The 20,798-nt window shown below is 41.4% G+C and carries 18 protein-coding genes; 6 read left to right on the top strand and 12 right to left on the bottom strand.

The features are described from left to right. Window positions 1–40: 40 nt before the first annotated feature. Complete coding sequence (gene murU, locus B4C48_RS12035; protein ID WP_291356814.1) at window positions 41–730, bottom strand: N-acetylmuramate alpha-1-phosphate uridylyltransferase MurU; 690 nt, start codon at window positions 728–730, stop codon at window positions 41–43. Further along, complete coding sequence (locus B4C48_RS12030; protein WP_291356812.1) at window positions 731–1,744, bottom strand: aminoglycoside phosphotransferase family protein; 1,014 nt, start codon at window positions 1,742–1,744, stop codon at window positions 731–733. 120 nt (window positions 1,745–1,864) lie between these two features. Here B4C48_RS12030 and B4C48_RS12025 point away from each other — a divergent pair, with 120 nt between their 5' ends. Together B4C48_RS12025 and B4C48_RS12020 are read left to right on the top strand one after the other, a co-directional pair. After that, the gene (locus B4C48_RS12025; protein ID WP_291356810.1) at window positions 1,865–4,333 is read left to right on the top strand and encodes an LPS-assembly protein LptD; all 2,469 of its coding nucleotides are present in this window, start codon (window positions 1,865–1,867) and stop codon (window positions 4,331–4,333) included. Continuing rightward, window positions 4,333–5,643 (top strand): peptidylprolyl isomerase, encoded by a 1,311-nt coding sequence (locus tag B4C48_RS12020; RefSeq protein WP_291356808.1) that lies wholly within the window; start codon window positions 4,333–4,335, stop codon window positions 5,641–5,643. Before B4C48_RS12025 ends, B4C48_RS12020 begins: the two co-directional genes overlap by 1 nt. Window positions 5,644–5,784: 141 nt before the next feature. On the opposite strand, the gene hfq is transcribed toward B4C48_RS12020, so the two are convergent. The 4 genes from hfq to tsaE form a co-directional block, all read right to left on the bottom strand. Next, window positions 5,785–6,300, bottom strand: a complete 516-nt coding sequence (hfq, locus tag B4C48_RS12015; RefSeq protein ID WP_291356806.1) for an RNA chaperone Hfq — start codon at window positions 6,298–6,300, stop codon at window positions 5,785–5,787. A gap of 91 nt (window positions 6,301–6,391) precedes the next feature. Next, a complete protein-coding gene (gene miaA / locus B4C48_RS12010) occupies window positions 6,392–7,336 on the bottom strand; it encodes a tRNA (adenosine(37)-N6)-dimethylallyltransferase MiaA (RefSeq protein ID WP_291356804.1) in 945 nt (314 codons plus the stop codon). Window positions 7,337–7,342: 6 nt separating this feature from the next. Next, window positions 7,343–9,304: a DNA mismatch repair endonuclease MutL gene (gene mutL, locus B4C48_RS12005; protein WP_291356802.1), complete on the bottom strand. Its 1,962-nt coding sequence runs from the start codon at window positions 9,302–9,304 to the stop codon at window positions 7,343–7,345. Further along, window positions 9,297–9,773, bottom strand: a complete 477-nt coding sequence (gene tsaE / locus B4C48_RS12000) for a tRNA (adenosine(37)-N6)-threonylcarbamoyltransferase complex ATPase subunit type 1 TsaE (RefSeq protein WP_291356942.1) — start codon at window positions 9,771–9,773, stop codon at window positions 9,297–9,299. The genes mutL and tsaE overlap by 8 nt, the downstream gene beginning before the upstream one ends. Window positions 9,774–9,924: 151 nt before the next feature. Here tsaE and B4C48_RS11995 point away from each other — a divergent pair, with 151 nt between their 5' ends. The 3 genes from B4C48_RS11995 to B4C48_RS11985 all read left to right on the top strand — a co-directional run bounded on the left by B4C48_RS11995 (window position 9,925) and on the right by B4C48_RS11985 (window position 11,817). Beyond that, entirely contained in the window at window positions 9,925–10,830 is a 906-nt protein-coding gene (locus B4C48_RS11995) for a pseudouridine synthase (RefSeq protein ID WP_291356800.1), read from the top strand. Between the two features lie 115 nt (window positions 10,831–10,945). Beyond that, window positions 10,946–11,281, top strand: a complete 336-nt coding sequence (locus tag B4C48_RS11990; protein WP_291356798.1) for a type II toxin-antitoxin system RelB/DinJ family antitoxin — start codon at window positions 10,946–10,948, stop codon at window positions 11,279–11,281. 92 nt (window positions 11,282–11,373) lie between these two features. Then, entirely contained in the window at window positions 11,374–11,817 is a 444-nt protein-coding gene (locus tag B4C48_RS11985; RefSeq protein WP_291356797.1) for a GNAT family N-acetyltransferase, read from the top strand. Window positions 11,818–11,820: 3 nt separating this feature from the next. Here B4C48_RS11985 and B4C48_RS11980 read toward each other — a convergent pair whose 3' ends face one another. Continuing rightward, a complete protein-coding gene (locus tag B4C48_RS11980) occupies window positions 11,821–12,531 on the bottom strand; it encodes a pseudouridine synthase (protein ID WP_291356795.1) in 711 nt (236 codons plus the stop codon). A 140-nt stretch (window positions 12,532–12,671) separates the two neighbouring features. Between B4C48_RS11980 and B4C48_RS11975 the strand changes: the two genes are divergently transcribed. Next, window positions 12,672–13,124, top strand: coding sequence for a DUF441 domain-containing protein (locus B4C48_RS11975; RefSeq protein ID WP_414631510.1), 453 nt, complete (start codon window positions 12,672–12,674; stop codon window positions 13,122–13,124). A 53-nt stretch (window positions 13,125–13,177) separates the two neighbouring features. Here B4C48_RS11975 and B4C48_RS11970 read toward each other — a convergent pair whose 3' ends face one another. The 5 genes from B4C48_RS11970 to B4C48_RS11950 form a co-directional block, all read right to left on the bottom strand. Next, complete coding sequence (locus tag B4C48_RS11970; RefSeq protein ID WP_291356793.1) at window positions 13,178–14,353, bottom strand: CynX/NimT family MFS transporter; 1,176 nt, start codon at window positions 14,351–14,353, stop codon at window positions 13,178–13,180. Between the two features lie 168 nt (window positions 14,354–14,521). Further along, window positions 14,522–15,442 (bottom strand): LysR family transcriptional regulator, encoded by a 921-nt coding sequence (locus tag B4C48_RS11965; RefSeq protein ID WP_291356791.1) that lies wholly within the window; start codon window positions 15,440–15,442, stop codon window positions 14,522–14,524. Window positions 15,443–16,062: 620 nt separating this feature from the next. Then, window positions 16,063–16,425: a hypothetical protein gene (locus B4C48_RS11960; RefSeq protein ID WP_291356789.1), complete on the bottom strand. Its 363-nt coding sequence runs from the start codon at window positions 16,423–16,425 to the stop codon at window positions 16,063–16,065. A gap of 398 nt (window positions 16,426–16,823) precedes the next feature. Further along, entirely contained in the window at window positions 16,824–18,539 is a 1,716-nt protein-coding gene (locus B4C48_RS11955; protein ID WP_291356787.1) for an AAA family ATPase, read from the bottom strand. A gap of 88 nt (window positions 18,540–18,627) precedes the next feature. Further along, window positions 18,628–20,634: a hypothetical protein gene (locus B4C48_RS11950; RefSeq protein WP_291356785.1), complete on the bottom strand. Its 2,007-nt coding sequence runs from the start codon at window positions 20,632–20,634 to the stop codon at window positions 18,628–18,630. Between the last annotated feature and the right edge of the window lie 164 nt (window positions 20,635–20,798).

Below are 20,798 nucleotides of genomic sequence, written 5' to 3'. Positions count from 1 at the left end.
TACAATAAGTCACAGTAGCTTGTGCTTAGTGAATATTCACTTAGTTGTACAAGCCTTGCTTAATTTGTTGATCCAGTACATTTAATCGCTCAGGAGTGCCAACATCCACCCAAACGCCCTGCATTTTAGAAGCAGAAATTTGCTGCTCAAGCATCGCTTGTTTTAATAAAGGTGCCAGTGGTCGTTTGCCGTTTTCCAAGCCTTTAAACATTTGAGGATGCATCACTGCAACTCCACTATAAGTGAGAGCTTCACCTTGCTGCGCTTGATCAAAGGTATAAGCTCGACCATTCGCCAGAATAAAGTCACCCTCCGGATGCTGCGCTGGGTTATCCACCAGAACCAGATGAGCAAGTTCATCCTGTAATTTCACCTTTAATAAAGGGGCAAAATCCATGGTGGTCCAGACATCACCATTCACCAGAATAAATGGCTGCTCCCCTAAAAGCGGTAAGGCATTAATAATACCACCTGCAGTTTCCAACCCTTCACCTTCATGTGACCACAAGATTTTGACGCCAAACGCTGAACCATCACCCAAAGCCTGGGCCAGCTTTTCACCTAACCAGGCCGTATTGATCACAATCTCAGTAACACCAATCTTTTGCAATTTTTCAATATGCCAGACAATCAGTGGTTTTCCACCCACTTCCAGCAAGGGTTTTGGCGTATGCAGAGTCAGTGGACGCATGCGGTTACCGAGTCCCGCAGCAAGAATCATGGCTTTCATTTATGCAGCAACCTCATAACGTCCGTATTTGGCTTCAAATTTCGGCATGACTTTAGCCTGAATAAACTGCATAAACGGTTGTAGTTCTGCATAAGGCTTGCTTTCTTCTAGTAAATACCACATCACACGTGGTAAATCCTTGAGATAACCTGATTTGCCATCACGCTCAAACAGACGCACAAAAATGCCCAAAATTTTAATATGACGCTGAATCGCCATCATGTCGGCATCTTTTTTAAACTGTTCAAAATCGCGATCCTGCTTTGCAGATTCAGGCAACAGGTCATAGAAGGTTTTAAACCATGTATAAACGCGATCTGCATTCCACTGCACATAGGCATCACGGGTAATTGAAATCAGGTCATAGGTATCGGCGCCAATCACAGCATCCTGAAAATCAATCACGCCCAGATCAGTTTCACCTTCAATTTTCATCAGGTTACGACTATGAAAATCACGATGCACAATGACTTGCGGCTGTGCCAGTGCAGCGTTGGCTAAAATGGCAAAACTGCGCTTGATTAAGGCACTTTCCTCTGCTGTCGGTTGAATGTGCAGCGAAGGCAGCATCCAGCCAGTCAGCAGCTCCATTTCAGAAATCAGCTTTTCATAGGAATAATTCGGAAAATGATTTGTTCCATCAATCGCTTGTAATTGAATCAGCTGTTTGAAACTTTGCTCATAATAACTGTCTACCGTTTGCTCATTTAGCAATGTCGAGAGTAGAACATCGCCAAAATCTTCCAACAACAGGAAGCCGAGTTCCAGGTCTTTGGCAACAATATGCGGTACCCGCACACCATTCTTATCAAAAAATTCATCGATCGTCACAAAAGGCCCACAATCTTCTTTTTCTGGTGGTGCATCCATAAGCATAAATGTTTTATTATTCAATTTGATTCGTGCATAACGACGGAAGCTTGCATCGCCTGCCAAAAAATGAGTCTCAAATTGATCTGAACCAAGTACAGATGTAATCCATGTTTGTATCAATTGTTCACGTTGTGTATTCATTTGCGATAAATTCTAATACAGGCTGAGTTTTTAAAGTGCTAAGTGTAGCCACTTATCAACTTTTTCTCTATGATGCGAGGATAATTAATTGCGATTAAGCATACTTGGTTAATGATACAAATGAAGCATCAGTTTAAATTTAATCCTTTAGCGACTGCTATTTTGACCCTTTTATGTGGCAGCTCGATCTCAAGCTATGCTGAATCCACAATTCCAGCTTCGACTGTCGACAACCAAAAAATGAAAGACAGTATCCAGGAGTCGTATCCTGGACAACAATTTTTTGAACAATACTATGTTGATAAATCAGCACCGGAAGCTCAACAACGCCAAGGACAGTATTTAAGCTCTGCTTACTGTCAAGGTGCCTGGATTACCCCGATTAGCCCAGAGACTAAAGCTGTAGATCCAGAAAATGCCACCTCTACAGTAACTGCGGATTATGGTCATTATGATCCGAGTGGTGATTCAGTTCTTGAAGGCAATGTATTGATTGACCAACAAGGTCGACAAATTCGCGCTGATAAAATTACCATCGACCAAACTCAGACCTATGCCAATGCACAAGGTCGTGTGCAAATGGCACAAGCGGGCTTGCTGTCACAAAGTGACCAGATCAATTACAACTTAAAGACCCAGCAAGGCGATTTAAATAACAGCTTCTATATTTCTGAAGAGCAGCATGCGCATGGCCGTGCAGAAAAAATAGCACGTACTGCTGAAAATATTGTGGTGATGAACAATGCCACCTACACCACCTGTCCACCCGATGAAAAGCCAGGCTGGAAAATTCAGGCAGATAAAATTACCTTAAACAAGGAAAGCGGACGCGGTGAAACACGCGGCACCAAACTCTATGTCAAAGAAGTTCCAGTCCTTGCCGTGCCTTATTTCAACTTCCCGATTGATGACCGCCGTACCACAGGTATTTTAACCCCAAGTTTCGGCTTTTCGAATGATGGTGGTTTAGAGCTTGCTGTCCCTGTTTATTTAAACCTGGCACCTAATTACGATGCGACCGTCACGCCACGGTATATAGCCAGCCGCGGTGCAATGCTTGAAGGCGAATTCCGCTATTTAACGGAAAATTTCGGCTCTGGTATGTTTTGGGGCGGTTATTTAGCTTCAGATGGCGAATATAACGACCAAGACCGTAAAGCTTTACAATTTTTACATAACTGGCAAATTAACAATCAGTTTTCAACCAATCTTGAATACAACTACGTTTCAGATAAAGACTATTTTTCCGATTTAAATAACAACCCAAATTCTAAAACCACGCTAAACTTGCGCCGTGCCTGGGAACTTAATTACGGCAACGGCATTCCCGGTCTTAGAGCCCAGTTAAAAGTAGAAGATTTCCAGACTGTCGACAAATCCGTTTCCGATCAGGATCGTCCTTACGCACGTTTGCCACAATTTTTACTCAACTATACCGCTGGTGACCCGCAAGGCTTACAGTTCGAATTTGACCATGATACGGCTTATTTCAAAAAAGATATTAATGTTGCCAATTTAACGAACAATACCTCTTACGAACCAAGCGGCACCCGAATTTATAATGATTTTTCGGTACGTTATAATTATCGCAATCCGTGGTCATTTGTCATTCCGGAAGTATCACTACGTAATGTAAATACTTTCTATGACAAAGCTACTCAACAAGTGATTAATCAACAAAGTCAGACCAATTCTTCAAGTGAAAATCAATCCGTTACCATTCCTGAATTCACTTTAGATACAGGTTTAATCTTTGAAAAAGAAGGCAAGTATCTACAAACACTTACTCCTCGCGCCTTCTATGCATATGCGCCCTATGAAAATCAGGATGGGCATCCAAACTTTGACTCGGCTCCTGCCTCCATCAATTACGATCAGTTATTTAACTCTCGCCGCTTCTATGGACATGACCGTTTAGAAGATAATAATTTCTTATCTTTAGGTCTAAGTTATAGTTTATTTGATGAAATTGGTCTGGAACGCTTAAAAACCAGCGTGGGTCAAAGCTTCTTTTTTGAAGACCGCCGGGTAACGCTAGAAAATGAAACTGACCAGTTTGATACTGAACGCCGTACCGGTCCTATTTTAAGCGTATCGAGTCAGCTATCACAGAACTTTACCATTGGCGCAAATTCTGCCTGGATGTCAAATGGTGACAATGCGCAGCGCGATCTGCAACTGTATTACACTGGGAATGAAGGTAACCTTTATAATCTGGGTTATTTCTATCGCAAAGACATTCCGAACCGTCAAGACCAGTATGACCAGGTTGTCGCCTCATTCATTCAGCCTGTAGCAAATAACTGGCGTATTTTAGGTCATGCTCAGTATGATCTGGACAATAACGTCGCTCGCGAGTATTTGCTCGGTGTAAATTATGAGTCATGTTGCTGGGGCATTTCGGTCTATGGCCGTTCTTACTATAATGACCTGGACAATGTGAATGATGAAGGTGTTTCACCAAAACGTGCCATTATGGCTGAAATTAGTCTGAAAGGTTTAGGCGGCTTCAACAACAAGCTTTCATCTTTACTAGAAAACCGTATTCTAGGTTTCAATAATATTAATCAATCTTGGACACAACGTTAATGAAGACAAAACAGTTAAAACATTTTTTTAAAGCGACTGCTCTTGCTTTAGTCCTATCTTCATCAATGACTACATTTGCGCAACCCTCAGACGAAGTGGTGGCCTTGGTTGATAACAGTGTCATTTTAAAAAGTGATTTAGAACAAAGTATTGCCGAACTCAAACATCAGCTGGAAGCACAAAAAAAACCAGTTCCACCCGAACAGTACTTACAGCAACAGGCCCTTGACCAGCTAATTATCCGTCAGGCGCAGCTTGAACAAGTTAAACGCTACAACATCAAACCCAATGAAAAAGAACTGAATGAAGCTGTGCTCAAGGTCGCCGGCCAATCTGGCAGCAAGAGTTTAGAAGCATTTCAGCAAAAGCTAGATGCTATTGCACCAGGAACCTATGAATCCTTGCGTAACCGCATTGCAGAAGATTTAGCGATTAATCGCTTGCGTCAACAAATTGTGATGTCCCGCATTAAAATTAGTGATCAGGATGTGGAAAATTTCCTGAAAACTCCGCAAGGTCAAGCCGCTTTAGGCAGCCAGGCGCATGTTATTCATGTTCGTGTATCGGGTAATGATCAAGCAGCCTTAGAAAAAACAGCAAAACTGGTCAAAGCTGAACTGAATAGCAGTAATGATGTTAAAGCAATTGACCAAAAATTTACCACCAAGGCTGTAAAGGTAGAAAGCGCAGATATGGGCTTTAGAAGCCTGTCTGATATTCCTGCTGAACTGGCTGCCCGGGTAAGCACACTGCAAGCAGGTCAGACTACAGACTTGATTCCGGTTCGTGATGGCATTCATGTTTTAAAATTGATTGAACGCAAAGGTGGTGACCAAAAAGCGATTGTCTCGCAATATCAGGTACGTCACATTCTGATTCAACCTTCTGAAGTTGTTAGTCCGGAAAATGCCAAACAACAAATCGACAGCATCTACAGCCGCTTAAAAGCGGGTGAAGATTTTGCCGTATTGGCCTCAACTTTTTCCAATGATCCCGGTTCTGCTCGTGATGGCGGCAGTTTAGGCTGGGTGAGTCCGGGTGTCATGGTGCCTGAGTTCGAGGCACAAATGAAGAATACCCCTACAGGTCAAATCAGTGCGCCTTTCCAGACTCAATTTGGCTGGCATATTCTTCAAGTGACTGATACACGCCAGCAAGATATGACACGTGAATATCAGCAACGTATGGCTCGTCAGATTCTAGGTGAACGCCAGTTTGACGCTGAACTTGATAGCTGGTTACGTGAAATTCGCAGCAATGCTTTTGTTGAAATCAAAGACCCTAGTCTGGACCGTAAAAAAAACAAATAATCCTCAAATGATTTGAGCCAAAAAAAACCAGTTGTTTAAGCAACTGGTTTTTTATTAGCTCTAAGAAAGCTCATGTTATTAATTTACTTTTTATAAAATAAAAAAAGCCTCTCATTAAGAGAGACTTTTAAGAATCAACAATTAACGATTATTTTCGTCATCTTGAGAATCTTCAAATTTTGTTTCGCCTTCAAAGCCTGGGTTTGATTGACCACCGAAGCCACCTTGAGCACCGAAGCCACCTTGACCACCGAAACCACCAGCTTGACCACCGAAGCCACCAGCTTGACCGCCGAAACCACCTTGGCTACCGAAGCCACCTTGACCACCGAAGCCGCCTTGACCGCCGAAGCCGCCTTGACCGCCGAAGCCACCTTGACCACCGAAGCCACCTTGAGGTTGACCACCAAAGCCACCAGCGCCTTGAGCACCAGCCGGAGCACCAGCAGGACGTGGGTTACGTGCAGGAACAACTGTAGAAATTGCGTGTTTGTAAACCATTTGGCTTACAGTGTTTTTTAATAAAACAACATATTGGTCAAATGATTCAATATGACCTTGTAATTTAATACCATTCACAAGGAAGATAGAAACAGGAATACGTTCCTTACGGAGAGAATTTAAGAACGGATCTTGTAAAGTTTGACCTTTAGACATGTTATAACTCCAAAAAAATTAAAATCAGCGCAAAAAAACTATCTTTATTTCTCAATAAAAATTATAAAAAAGATAGTTACTAAATTTTGCTTTATCCGTAACACTTTCGCAAGTCTTCTTGGGCCTGCTTGACCGTCAAATATGTTTTAAATTTATGCGATTCTTGCAAAGATCTTAACCAAGTATATTGACGTTTTGCCAGTTGTCGTGTTGCAAATAAAGACTTATCCTCCATTTCTCGTTGTTTTTCGACACTTTGGTCACTTTTTTGTATAAATTCTAGAGCTTGTCGATAGCCAACTGAGCGCATGGACGGTAAATTATCATTTAAATCGTATTTTTCAATCAGCCCTTCTACTTCATGTAAAAATCCGATATCCCACATAGTTTTTAGACGCAATTCGATACGCTTATGTAATTCTACACGATCAGGCAATAAAGCATGATTATGAAATGTGTAACGGTATGGTACATTTTTTGGTTGTTCAGCTTGTAGTTTTGTAATTGGCTGTCCAGTCAGCTTAAATACTTCTAAGGCACGGATAATACGTTGTTTATCGCTGACTTTAAATTTCTGCCCTGCTAAGGGATCTACCGCACATAATTCTTCATAAACGGCCTGCCAACCCTGTTGCTCGGCTTTCGCTTCAATTTCAGCACGTACCGCATAGTCTGCACTCGGTAAATTACTCGACAATCCTTCCAATAAAGCCTTGAAATACAGCATGGTACCACCTACCAGAATAGGGGTTTTACCACGTGCATGAATATCATCAATCAGCACACAGGCATCTTCTACAAACTGCGCTGCCGAATACACTTCCAGAGGTGTGATAATGTCGATCAGATGATGCGGATAGCGCGCCTGTTCGTCTTTGGTCGGTTTAGCGGTACCAATGTCCATATCTTGATAAACCAGCGCGGAATCGACAGAGATCAGCTCAAAATGGCCTTGCTCATAAAGTTCACATGCCAAAGCGGTTTTACCACTTGCAGTTGGTCCCATTAAATTGATGACCGGCAATTGATTTGACATGTACAACTACTCTCCTCGAGCAAAAAGTTTATCTAATTGTGAAAGTGGAAATGCACGCCAGGTTGGGCGGCCATGATTACACTGACTGGCAAATTCTGTCTGTTCCATTTGGCGCAGCAAGGCATTCATTTCCGAAAGGCTAAGAATTCGATGCGCACGTACAGCACCATGACAAGCCATGCCTGCTAAAATCTGGTCACGCTTTTGCAGCAATCCCCGCGCTTCATCACTCGGATCTAAATCATTCAGCAATTCAGGCACCAAAGCTGCAAAATCTGCCTTGTGCAAAATGGCGGGTACACCTCGCACAATCACCTGTTCATCGCCATACTGGTCAATTTCAAGTCCTAAACGCGCCAACTGGTCTTTCAGCTCATCCACCCGCATGGCCTGCATACGGCTAATACTAATTACTTTAGGAATCAGTAGTTGCTGTGATGTCCAGAACTCAGGCTTGTCCCATGCAGCTTTCATTTGCTGCAACACAATGCGTTCATGCGCGGCATGCATATCGACAATAATCAGGCCTTCAGTGTTTTGCGCCAGAATATAAATGCCATGCAGTTGCGCAATCGCAATACCGAGTGGATGTTCATCGACGTGAGTAACTGTACTTTGTTCAAGTTGATTTATCTCTGTATCTGAACCCGCTAAGGTTGAGTCACGCAATGGCGCCAGATAGCTTTGCAAGGCATTATTGAGCTGCTGTGAACCGTTATAGCGACTTTGCGACGGCGATGAAGCATAGTGCACCGTTTGCGGACTGCTGGCATTAAAATCACTGAGTAAATCTGTGGAAATTTGTGCTTCCGGTTGTGGCGTATATGCATCTACCGCTTTATGCAGTTGAAATTGTTCCTGATAACGAGGTTGCGACTGGGCAGGTACAATCTGGTCTGCCGCCTCATCTGTTTTCATTGCCGAAGCCAGTTCAGCGGTAGCCGTTTGAAATTGAGATAGCTTTTCTTTGGCAAAATGACGTACAAACTCGTGTACTTCACGCTGATTTAAAAAACGGATTTCGTGTTTGGTCGGATGTACATTGACATCAATATTTTCAGGATCGACCTCTAAAAACAGCAAATAAGCCGGATGCTGATGACCGTGCAGAATACCATCATAAGCCATACGCAAGGCATGAGAGATGGTCTTGTCCTTTACAATCCGCCCATTCACATAGACATATTGCAAATCGGCTTGTGCGCGTGCATCTGAAGGGTGCCCTAACCATCCCGACAAGCGCATGTTGATACTGTCGGCATCGATCCAGTACGCATTTTCAGTAAACTGTCGACCCAACAGTTGCTGTACACGCTGAAAACGCAGTTCACCACTATCAGCAACCGGCAAATTCAAGCGAATATTATCGTTATGTTCTAAAACGAAACGGATATCAAAATGGGTTAAGGCCAGACGGCGAACGACTTCTTCAATATGACCAAATTCAGTGCCCTGTTTTTTTAAGAACTTGCGACGTGCCGGCACATTAAAGAATAAATCCTGCACCCGAATATGAGTGCCTTTTTGCGCTGCAACCGCTTGAATTTCCTGATGATCAAAAGCGGTTCCGTTGACTTCAACCTGATAGCCAACCCCTTCATCGTTTTGACTGCTGCATAAAGTTAAACGTGAAACCGCAGCAATCGAGGCCAAGGCTTCACCACGAAAACCCAAGCTAACAATGGCGTGTAAATCATCTGCCGTCTGGATTTTACTGGTGGCGTGCCGCATGACGGCCAACGCTAAATCATCAGGATGAACCCCATGACCATTGTCAATGATTTCAATTAGGGTACTGCCACCCTGTTCAACACGAATAATAAGTTCAGTCGCACCTGCATCAATTGAATTTTCTAATAATTCTTTGACTACTGATGCTGGACGTTCAATCACTTCACCTGCGGCAATCTGGTTCGCCAGTGCAGGATTCAGGGTATGAATACGACGTTCGCTTAAATCATCACGCATTGTTAAAATGACTCTCTAATGCTTGGTTTAATGCGGCTGACGAGAAACTTAAACTTGCTGTACGCGTCAGCTCATCTTCAGACTTTTCAATGTTGATAATCAGGTCAGGCTGGGGAATTTCATCACCACCTTTGGAAGGCCATTCAAACAAAAATAGTGCATTCGGGGTTTCCAGATAATCACGGATACCCATCAGTTCAAGTTCATAAGGGTCATTTAAGCGGTATAAATCAAAATGAAAGATATCTTTACCTTGAATATTATACGGTTCAACCAAAGTATAAGTCGGGCTTTTAACCGCCCCTTGATGACCTAAACTTTGCAAAAAATAGCGTGTTAGTGTGGTTTTACCTGCCCCTAAATCGCCAATTAGATACATTACACCTGTAGTAAAATGCTGCGCCAAAACCTGTGCTAAATTTTGGGTATCCTCTTCATTGTTTAAAGCCAAATTAAATGAATACTGCATATTACTCACGACATGATTCCAAAGAACAATTATGATAGCATCGCACCGCTTTATTGCCCATGCTCACCCTTCTAAATGTGTAACTTTTACTACATTTCATTTTAAATCGCATTGATTTCCATGCACAACAGATTGATCGACGACAAAGCACATGACCAGCACTGAATTTATTCCGCCCATGATTGATGGCGTAAGCGCAAGTAAAGTTTTTTTGCCCAAAACCGCGCCTACATCGAACAGTGTCTATCAATATCTGTGTCAGCAATTTCCGCATATTGAAGCTGCTGAATGGCAACAACGTTTTGCGGATGGTTTAATTTATGATGCATCGGGCAATGTCTTAACGGCTGATGCGGCCTATATTGAAAATAGTCATGTGTTCTATTACCGATTTTTGGCCCATGAAATACCGGTTCCTTTTGAACATGAAGTTTTGTTTGAAAATGAACATTTGCTGGTCATCGACAAACCACATTTTTTAACCATCAGCCCGACCGGTCAATATGTGCAAGAAACACTGCTGGTGCGATTAAAAAAACAGACCGGAAATGAAAGTTTAACACCAATTCATCGACTCGACCGCGAAACTGCTGGCGTGGTTCTATTTTCTAAACAGGTTTGTACACGGGCAGTTTATCAGGAGATGTTTGCCAAACGTGAGGTCAAAAAAACCTATCACGCTATTGCGCCATTTCATGCCGATTTAACATTTCCTTGCTATACACGTTGTCGAATGGAAAAAGGACATCCGTTCTATACCATGCAAGTGGTTGATGGAGAGGTAAATAGTGAAACAGAAATTGATTTACTTGAACATGATGCCGTATGGGCAAAATATGAGCTGAGACCAACCACCGGCAAGCAGCATCAACTGCGAGTGCATTTAAACAGTCTGGGCATTGCCATTAAAAATGATCCCTTTTACCCCGTGGTACAACATAAAAGGGAAGATGATTTTTCTGCACCACTACAACTATTAGCCAAGCATATTGCATTTACTGATCCGGTTAGCAGACACCCGATGAGATTTTCATCTCATTTCGACCTGACATTGTAATATGCTTGTCATTACAAAATATTTTGGTAAATAGAGTGTATGAATATTGAAATTACACTCAATTTGATTAAAATAAATGCTGAAAAGTTAAGTAATTAGACGTATTTAAAAAATCATGAGAAAAACCGAAGTTTATCAAATACGACTTGATTCCCAAGAAAAGAAACATGCTTTTGCAGTGTTTAAACAATTGGGCATTACCCCAGCACAAGCAGTTCGACTGTTTTTCAAACAAGTTGTTTTAACAAAATCTATTCCATTTTCTATTGAAAATCAAAATATTAACCTTGACCAACTGAATAAAATCCGTAAATTAAAACAACAGCAAACAGATTTGAATTTGCCAGTAGATCAAGCCATGAATTTTGATCAGGAATTTGCTCTAGACGATGATCATTTGGACTTGTTTGAAGAGCTGAATGCCATTTTGGGCGAAAGTGACAAAACTTAACAGTGTTGCATTTACAAACAAAATTTTGAAAAAATCTTAAATAAACTTAGGTATGCTTCATGCAAAGACAATAAAAAGGCATGGAGTATCGTATGATCGTAAGACGCGCAACTTTAGAAGATTTACATCCCCTTGCCGTTTTATTTGATGAATATCGCCAATTTTATGGTGCTTCTTCTAATCTGGATTTATCTTATCAATTCTTAAAACAACGTTTTGAAAATCAGGAAAGCGTTATTTTTATTCATGTGAAAGATGATGTTTTCACCGGTTTTATTTTGCTGTATTTAGGTTTTTCTTCAGTGGCCTGTTCTATCTATTATATTCTGGATGACGTGTACGTCACCCCAGCTTATCGTCGCCAGGGTTCTGCCAAACAGCTCATAGATACCGCGATTTTATTTGCACGTCATGAAAATGCGCAACGCATTAGCTTACAGACACAAAAAAATAATTATCACTCCCATCAGCTTTATGAGCAAATGGGCTTTGTCAAAGATACCGAATTCCAAACCTATCATTGCTTCCTCAGATAACGATTAAAGCGTCATTCGAGTCTTAGCTAATTCTACTTCTGCTGCGTTAAGATAAATCCATTGCCCCTGCTGTAAATTGTCCAGCGTCAAAGCCCCAATTTGCTGACGATGCAATCGTTCAACTTTATTGCCCACTGCAGCCAGCATTCGCTTCACCTGATGATAGACACCCTGATGAATAGCAAACTGTAATTCATTTTCTGATAGCAATACGATATCTGTGGCTGCAAAAATACCTGATTCATTACGCAATTCCACACCCTGCTCTAACTGCTGAATTTGCTCTGCTGTCACAGGATCAGCTGTGTGCATGCGATAGACTTTGGCCACATGTTTTTTAGGATGCGTTAGCGCTTGCAGAAACTGTCCGTCATCTGTCAACAATAATAGCCCGCTGGTGTCCTGATCCAGACGGCCAACACATTGTAGGCCCCGGTTCATCAACACATCATCAAATAAATCAAACACACTAAAATGATGAGTGGCCTGATGTGAACACTCATAACCTTGCGGCTTGTTTAAGGCGATATAAACTTTCTCCCGATATTCAAAAGTTTCGCCATAGACGGAAAAATGAAGTCCATTTAAATCCAGTTTATGCTTCGGGTTGGTGATGACCTCATCCTGAATGATTACAGCACCATTTTTAATCAGCTGCTGGCAATGTTTACGCGAACCAAAACCCTGCGATTGCAACATTTTTTCCAACAACATAGATCAACCCTTTTACTATCACGAAATGCGCATTCTATACCGAAATGCAGACTAATTTTATTGTTCACTTTGCTTTTAGATCAATCTGAGCTCAAAACCTTATACAATAGTGATTATTGTTAATCCTCTCCCTGTGAATAATGTCCCATCTAGATTTAAACCTGATTGTCCTGCTGGCGTTATTAGCCTGCGGTATCTTTAGTCATAATAGTGCAGTCACGATTGCCGCTGGAGTTTTAATTGTTTTTCGCATAACTCCGCTGAGTGAATATTTTCCTTACCTACAACAGCATGGTTTAAATATTGGCATTATTATTTTAACTATTGGCGTTCTCACGCCGATTGCTAGTGGCAACATTCCTGGCGATGCCATTTTAAAATCCTTTATGAGCTGGAAATCCTTACTTGCCATTGCGATTGGCATACTGGTCGCATGGCTGGGTGGACGCGGAGTTAAACTGATGAGCAATCAACCGGATGTGGTCGCAGGATTGCTGATTGGAACGGTTGCAGGTGTTGCTGTCTTACGTGGCGTTCCTGTCGGTCCTTTGATCGCTGCTGGAATATTGACTTTGTTTATCGGTCATTCTTGAATTTTTAATCTTAAGCCTGACAACTGGTGCTTGGCAGGCTTGATCTGCACGATTTATTCAGCTTTTTGAAATAAAATTCTGGTTAAAAGCATACCAATCAGCGACAGGCTGGCCATTAAAATTCCTACACAAATCCATCCACCTGTAGCCAGTACAATTGAGGCAATCAAAGGTGGCAATAGAAATTGCGAGGTGGCCGAAAATTGCAGGACTAGCCCGATTGTAGTGGTAATGGCAATGGGCTTTGCGGAAAAATTTAATACCTGAGAAAACACGACCGCTGCGACTAAACCACCAAATAATGAAAAGCTCAAAACCAATATAAATTGCAAAATAAAGGGCAAGAATTCGCGTAACAGATAAAAACTCAGGGCACAGACCATTAAAGTGGTAAAACCGGTTTGGACTAAAGTTTGAGGCCGAAAACCACGATGTAACAGTAAGCCACATACATAGGTGCCAACAGCATTGGCTATCGCTACAATTGCCGTTAAGGCTCCTGCCACGGCTAAAGGAATATGATATTGCTGATAAATGCTGGGCAAAAATCCCACCAGACTCAACCATTGTCCGGCATATACACCAAAAATGGCGGCCAAAATCCAGGCTGGAGGATGTTTCAAAGTCAGTTTAATTAAATCAAAAACTGCAACCGACTGAGTATGGGTCTGCACTGCGGGAATAACCCTGTAAATCACAGCTGCCAAAGCAAGTGATAATCCTCCGAAACACATCCAAACCCCGTGCCAGCCCATACTATTGATCAGGAATGGCGTACACAGCAAGCCTATTCCCATTCCCGCTCCCATGTAGGCGCTCCACAGCCCCATCTTGGCTTGTAACTGCTCGACCGGAACCAATTGGCGGATAAAAGCAGGACCACTTAAGGTAATCAGTAAAAATCCGAAACCTTCAACCACACGCAGTGCCAACAAGCCCGGGAATGCCTGCACAAAACCACCAGTGAAACTGGCGAATGCGAGTAAGCTCAAGCCCAATAGTACACAGCATTTTAAGCCAATTTTAGCGGTATAACTGCCCAGCACGAGTGCCATACACATGCCTGCAACTTGAACCACGGACAATAAAAAACCGGCTTGCACCAGACTGATACCTAACTCGGCTTGCAGGACAGGAACCGCAGGTGGCAACTTGCCGACATGCATGGCAGCGACAAATCCTGCTGCAATAATCCATAAATCTTTGCTAAGCCAATGCGCGGAACTCACAACCCTTCTCCTTCGGCGATTCCAGCGCTAGCCTAGCAAGAATAAAAACGATTATTTATCGTTGATTTAGATAAGATAAGAGCTGAGAACAATCAATCTATATTGACTCAGGTCATGAAAAAATTCCGTCTAAAACTGTGAACTTGTGGAAAATTCAGCACATCCTTTTTAAGCAGAATAATACTGATTACGCTTTTGCGAAAATTTAGCCAATTGCTTTAAGAAACCTTCAAAGTAACTTTTCTCTTTTTCTTCTGTACGATAACCGGCATACAAAGTACGACGTAAACCTGTAACAGAGACACAATCTAAACGGCGTGAAGTGACCCAACCTTTTTGCTCATATTCATTCACCACCCAGTCTGGAAGTGCTGCAATCCCCCGTCCACTGGCCACCAGCTGAATCAACATTTGAGTTAAATCTGTGGTGCGTACGTGCTTCGGTTGAATATTTGCCGGAATAAATAGTTTCGCCATGATGTCCAGACGGTGCTTATCCACCGGATAAGTAATTAAGGTTTCCTCAGCCAACTCTTGTACGGTAATACGTTCTGCACGAACCAGCGGATGGGTATTGGATAACACCAGACGGGATTCATATTCAAAAATCGGGAAATATTCGATGCCTTTTAACGCAATAGGATCCGCGGTAATCAACAGGTCAAATTCCGCATTTTGCAGCAGTTCATGCGGATTGGCTTCAAAACCTGAAGCAAAATCCAGGTCTACATCCGGATACAAATGACGATATTGATTGAGCAGCGGCATTAACCAGTCAAAACAGCTATGACATTCTGACGAGAAAATGATACGCCCCGTCTGGCCATGCACAATACGGGTAATATCGGATTGGGTAATCTGGATCTGTGGGAGTACATCATCAGCCAATTTGAGCAAACGCTGTCCCACGTTAGAAAAAGTCACCGGGCGACTACGACGATTCACCACCTCTACCCCATACCAGTGATCCAGTTCTTTCAGTTGATGAGAAATGGCAGATGGTGTTAAACAAAGATCATTGGCTGCAGCCACCAGTGAACCATGTTCACGTAATGCAGTTAAAGTTTTGAGATGACGAATTTCTAACATGAGCAAAGACCACAAACATCGTTATCCAATCACACAAGCCACCGATCTGTGCCCTAGGTGATGAGAAATAAATAGATTAGTAAATGAATTTATCTCATCTTAACATTAAATTAATTATTTTTTTTCATGTTTTGTTTGATTTGACGATGTTTTCAACCGAAATAATCTTCATTTAGGACAACCTCATGGCTATGACTTCCCATATTTTGGGCCATCCACATATAAGAGGAAAACGTGCATTTAAGTGTGCGTAAGAAAACTACTGAAAAGATGAAATCACGCCAACCAAATTTTTAATAAAAGCTCAAGCGGTTGCAGCTCGCAATTGGCCAGCTCAAATTGATATAGGGCTTTCTTTTAGGTGTAGGCGATTTCTGATTTTATGACAGCATTCTGATGCGTACAATTAGAAATAATTCCAGACTTTGGTTTGAAAATACAAGAATGGACTGAAACTAAAACGGTGACGATAGCTTTGGTTAAAATGGCGAAGGAAGTGGGTAAAGAATTGAAAGCTGAAGCTGCATAATCAATAGAAACATGCTATCGATTTTAAAAATAGCAAAGCAAAGATAGTTGTTTTATAAAGGCTAATTATGTGTCATCAAAGTTATGATCAATCAGGTAAAGTTATAATATTGCTCTGTGCTAAAGTCATACAGGCTTATGGTCGAACCGGAAATGGTGATTTCATAATAACTTGAGTTACCATAATGATAACCTTCGTATTTTTTTATGCCTTTCTTTTTTAAACTGATAAATTCAGCATGACCATAATCATACAGATTAAATTCCCGCCCGGTATGTCGCCCCTCAAAAATTGCTGATCGCTGATAATCATAAAGTTTTGCTTCATGCGTATTTACGTTGCCGCTGATTTGAGGATAGGCACTTTCATGGCAATCATAAATGTTTGATTTATGATTACCAAACTCCAGCTTGGCCACCACCAAAGCAAGAGCTGCTCTCTGATACTGTTTCATATATTTCCTTTTAATTTTTTTTATTTTAAGCTAATGAAAAAATCATCCTATTTTTTCAACTTTAAAACTGATCCAAACTATTGTTATTCCAAAACAACATAACAAATTCTTTTTTCAACGCAAAGTATTAATTTTTATTCTACTTTAAAATTCAATTTAAAGTTCCTTAGATTCTTATTTCTCTAATGACTCACTCATCACATCATCTATTAAACTTATCTTTTTTCTCAAACTTAATACTAGAGAAAGATTTCTTCTTATAATGGGACATATATCAAATTGAAAACATTTTTAAAGTTTAAAACTTTGCTTGTAAAGCTCTAAACATTTATTTATCAGTAAAATTTAAAATAAAAAGGACATCTATTGATGTCCTTTTTTAATTAACTTATTAAGGCTTATTCAACAAAAAGTAGCGCCAAACGCACCTGATCATATCCCATACGTGGACTGGTCGCTTCTACAATCGGTCTCAGCTTGATTGCACCATCTTCACTAAAGTTTTCAGGACTTTTTCGTTTCATCAAGCGTTTATAAATTTTACGTACCTGCTCCACCACTTCATCGCCGGGATGAGCCACTGAAATATCCAGACCCTGCTCTTTATGCAATTTTGCCAAATGATTAATAATAGTTGCAGGCGTTAAACCGCGCTCAACAGCAATATCCTGAATTTCATAACCTTCTTCAAACAGTTCACGGGTTTCATCCAGTGTGGCGGTGGCATAATTGGTTTTGCCAGCACTTTTTGCTATTTTCTTTTCATTACGCTGAATTTCTGTTTCATTCAAGGTACCACCACAATGACGGATAAATGCTTTATGTTGTGGCGTTAAATCAATCAGCTGAAAATGATTTTCCGCTTCTTCTGACAATTCCTGAAAACGTCGATCGGCCTTGATCGCCAGACTATCCAGTTCCAGCGCCTGAGTATTCATGCCTAAAAGTTTCAAGCCACCTAAAGCTTTTAAACGTGATAGCGCCACATAGCCCTGACCTTTTTCAAAAGTATTTGCCAGATTAATTTCAGCCGCTTCCAGTGTCATCCCTTGTGACTTATGAATGGTAATCGCCCAAGCTAAACGTAACGGAATTTGCTGAAAACTGGCAATGGTTTTACCGGCATCATTATCTACCGACCAGGTTTCAGGCTCCACCACCAACACCGTACCATCAGTCAATTTTACTTTCGGTAAAATGCCATGTTCATTATCTTCTTCAAAGCCAATGACCTCGCCCAAACTGCCGTTAATGTAACCCATATCAAAGTTATTTTTGACAAACATGACTTTGGCATTTTTCTTTAAAGTCAGGTTTTCAGGCGCACGCACCGAAGATTTCAAGGTTTCAATCAGCTTGTCATTACCATCACAGATTGCGTCAAACTGTTTGCTTTCAGCATCAATCGCATTCAGATGCTTAAAGTTGATGCTATCCACATCCATATTGTGGGTATATAAACGGGTAAAGGTTTCGCCTACATCTTGCTGGCGGGTTTGTTCCAACGCTTGAAGATGTTGGGCCGTAATACTTTGGCTACGAATGGCATTTAAAATGTCGTTTAAATAATCGTTACCTTGACGATGCTGTTCAGTCAGATAACAGACCCGGAATTTTGCTTCGACCCAGGCATCAGACATAAAGCAGAATTTATCGCGATTGCGTTCGTCGTTTTTACCCACTGGCGGCAACTGGAAAAAATCGCCTGCGACAATGACCTGAATGCCGCCAAAGGCTTCATCACTTTCTTTAAAATATTTTAAAACTTGATTGACCAGATTCAGCTGCTTGGCATGCAGCATGGAAATTTCATCAATAATCAATACCTGGGCATTTTCTAAATGCTCTTTGAGGTATTTGCGCTCTTTCATGTTTTTCAGGTCAGCGTCGCCCAAAAAATCTTTAATTCCAATGCCCGCCCAGGTATGAATGGTCATGCCATTCATATGCGTTGCTGCAATCCCTGTAGATGCAGTAATGGCAACCGGTACTTTACGCGCTTTCAAATAATTGATGTATTGATTAAGAGTATAGGTTTTCCCCGCACCAGCCGAACCTGTTAAAAAGACATTTTCGCCCGCTTTTAAAAGCTTGAGTGCAGTTTCTTGTTTCATAAGACCTATAACCGTAAATTAACGGCTATAGCCTACCGATTTTTTTCCCAAAAGTTAAGCCTAGAAAAAAGTTTAGCGACATCAACCGTCACTTAAATGGCGCAAACTCCGTGTTTAACCAGGAGATAAATTGCAGTGCGATATTTACAAAAAGGTATTCGGTTTTTCTATTGTGCGGATATTCCAGCTGGTCATAGATCAGTTGACCTTCTCGCAGATGACAACCTAAAGTCATATGCAGCTTGCCGGTTTGCGAGGCCATATGGAATGCCACATACTCTCTGTCAATAATCCGCTGTGCATAACTGGCTGCCAGACAATTTTGGCATTTTTGCGATTCTTCAATAATCCGGTCCAGGTCTGCCAGTTCTTCAAAGCTCCAGCAGGAAAAGTGCATAATTTTTTCCGGCATTAAGGGTTGCCATACCGAAGCTGCATAATTTGACCTTAGCTGACTGATAATTTCCTGCTTCTGAATGTGATTATGCCAATCTGCTGCCTGATGATAAAACCCGATCCATGTGGTGCTTTTCGATATCGACTGATTATCCTTAAAAAACTCAACCAGATAATCGCGCACATAGGAATCAAATACCGATACCCGGATATTACGGCCACGCAGATAAAAGATTTGCCGAAACTCGTCCAGCTGCATTTTATAGCGCTGCAATACCGTATAAAATTCGCGATTTTGATGGGTTTCCGGCCGGATATACGCCATTAAATCATCACCAAACTCTTGGGTTATTTTGTGCAGATATAACATATAGGTCTGCATGACCCGGCTTAGGCGCAAATAGATTTTTTTGACTGTTTGCTCGTTGCCCTTGCTGACATTGCGCATCAATTCCATCCATTCATCCAGATATAAAATGGAAGGACTAATGGCAATACGGTGGTCATCCAGCGCCTGGCGCTGACCTTTAAGTATCACCGTATGATTATGTTCATGCTCAAACCAGGCTTCCTGCATGGCAAAATAGTGACAGCTATGAATAAACATACGTGCAGAACAATGCTGAAAGTATTGTAAAGTGGCCAAAATAACCTGAGGGTGAACCTGACTGCTATCAATAAAACTTAGCGCCGTGACTGCAATCCGCACGCTGCTCTGCTGGATATTGCGACTCAGCCAATCCAATACCTCGGCAGATTGTTTAAACAGCCAGTTTGCGGCACGCGGATAATCAAACAAGGGCAATTTTGCAACTTTCTTTTGCCAGACTACCGACCGCGGGTCTAGAAAATTCTGTTTTGAAAGTAAATCATCACGCTGCCACAATTCACGCCGCATTAAACGTATAAAGCCAAGTAAGGCTGGTTGTTCTTGGGCATGCCGATAAAGCAAATGGATATCATCCTGATGCTCCATTAACGCATGCAAGTTAAAACGTTCTTCAAATGAAAGTGCCATAATGCGGTACATGGCTGCAGGCAAATACTGTGCTGCACTAAAACAAAATTCATCCAGTGCTTCTATTAAAGGCTGCAAGGGTAAAAATTCATCTCCCAAGACCCTTTGAATGGAACAAATTTCTTGCAACAGGTGAATAATCGCTTCAGGCAATGCCTTTTTATTCACCACATAATCTGTCAAAACAGCACAGGAATAAATATTAGCCTTGATCATCAGCTGATCAATAATTTCAGCTTCAGGTAAGGAAAGATTGTTCAAATAATCTCTTACCCGCTCGGCGCCATGTACCCATAAATAGACCTGATCAAGCAAGAGCTGTCGCAACTGCTGGGCTTTCTGACGCAAATACAGAGAGTGTTGCGGCTTTAAATCATTGGTGAGAAAGTACAGGTCATGCAGGATAAATTCTTCTAGTAATTCTGCTTTTTGACCCTGATAAGTAAAATCACAGTGCAAAATATGTTTTACTGCTGACTCAGGTGCATAAAATTGCAACTGAAACATTCCATTAGCGACTTGTACAGTATGCTGCTCCTGATCAATACGAAACATATTTTGCGCATTCAAATCTCCAATAATATTGAGCTGATCTTGCAAAATATCATTGAGATTTTCAGAAATTCTGAGTAACTGCTTCGCAATCAATGCATACTGCGGTATTAAACGATCCTGTTCCATACTCGCCTCAAATTAAACGACCATCCTAAGATGAATTTAATAATATAGTGAAGATACTGTATGCCGAGTTGAGAATTTAATCAAACCTAGTTGATCAATCATGCAAACTTAATGATTTGATAATCAATTATAAAAAAAGATAAATAAAAATTAACTCAGCCGGC

The sequence above is a fragment of the Acinetobacter sp. UBA3106 genome, assembly GCA_002365595.1.
Lineage (GTDB): Bacteria > Pseudomonadota > Gammaproteobacteria > Pseudomonadales > Moraxellaceae > Acinetobacter.
This window is presented reverse-complemented; position numbering and strand designations above follow the sequence as displayed.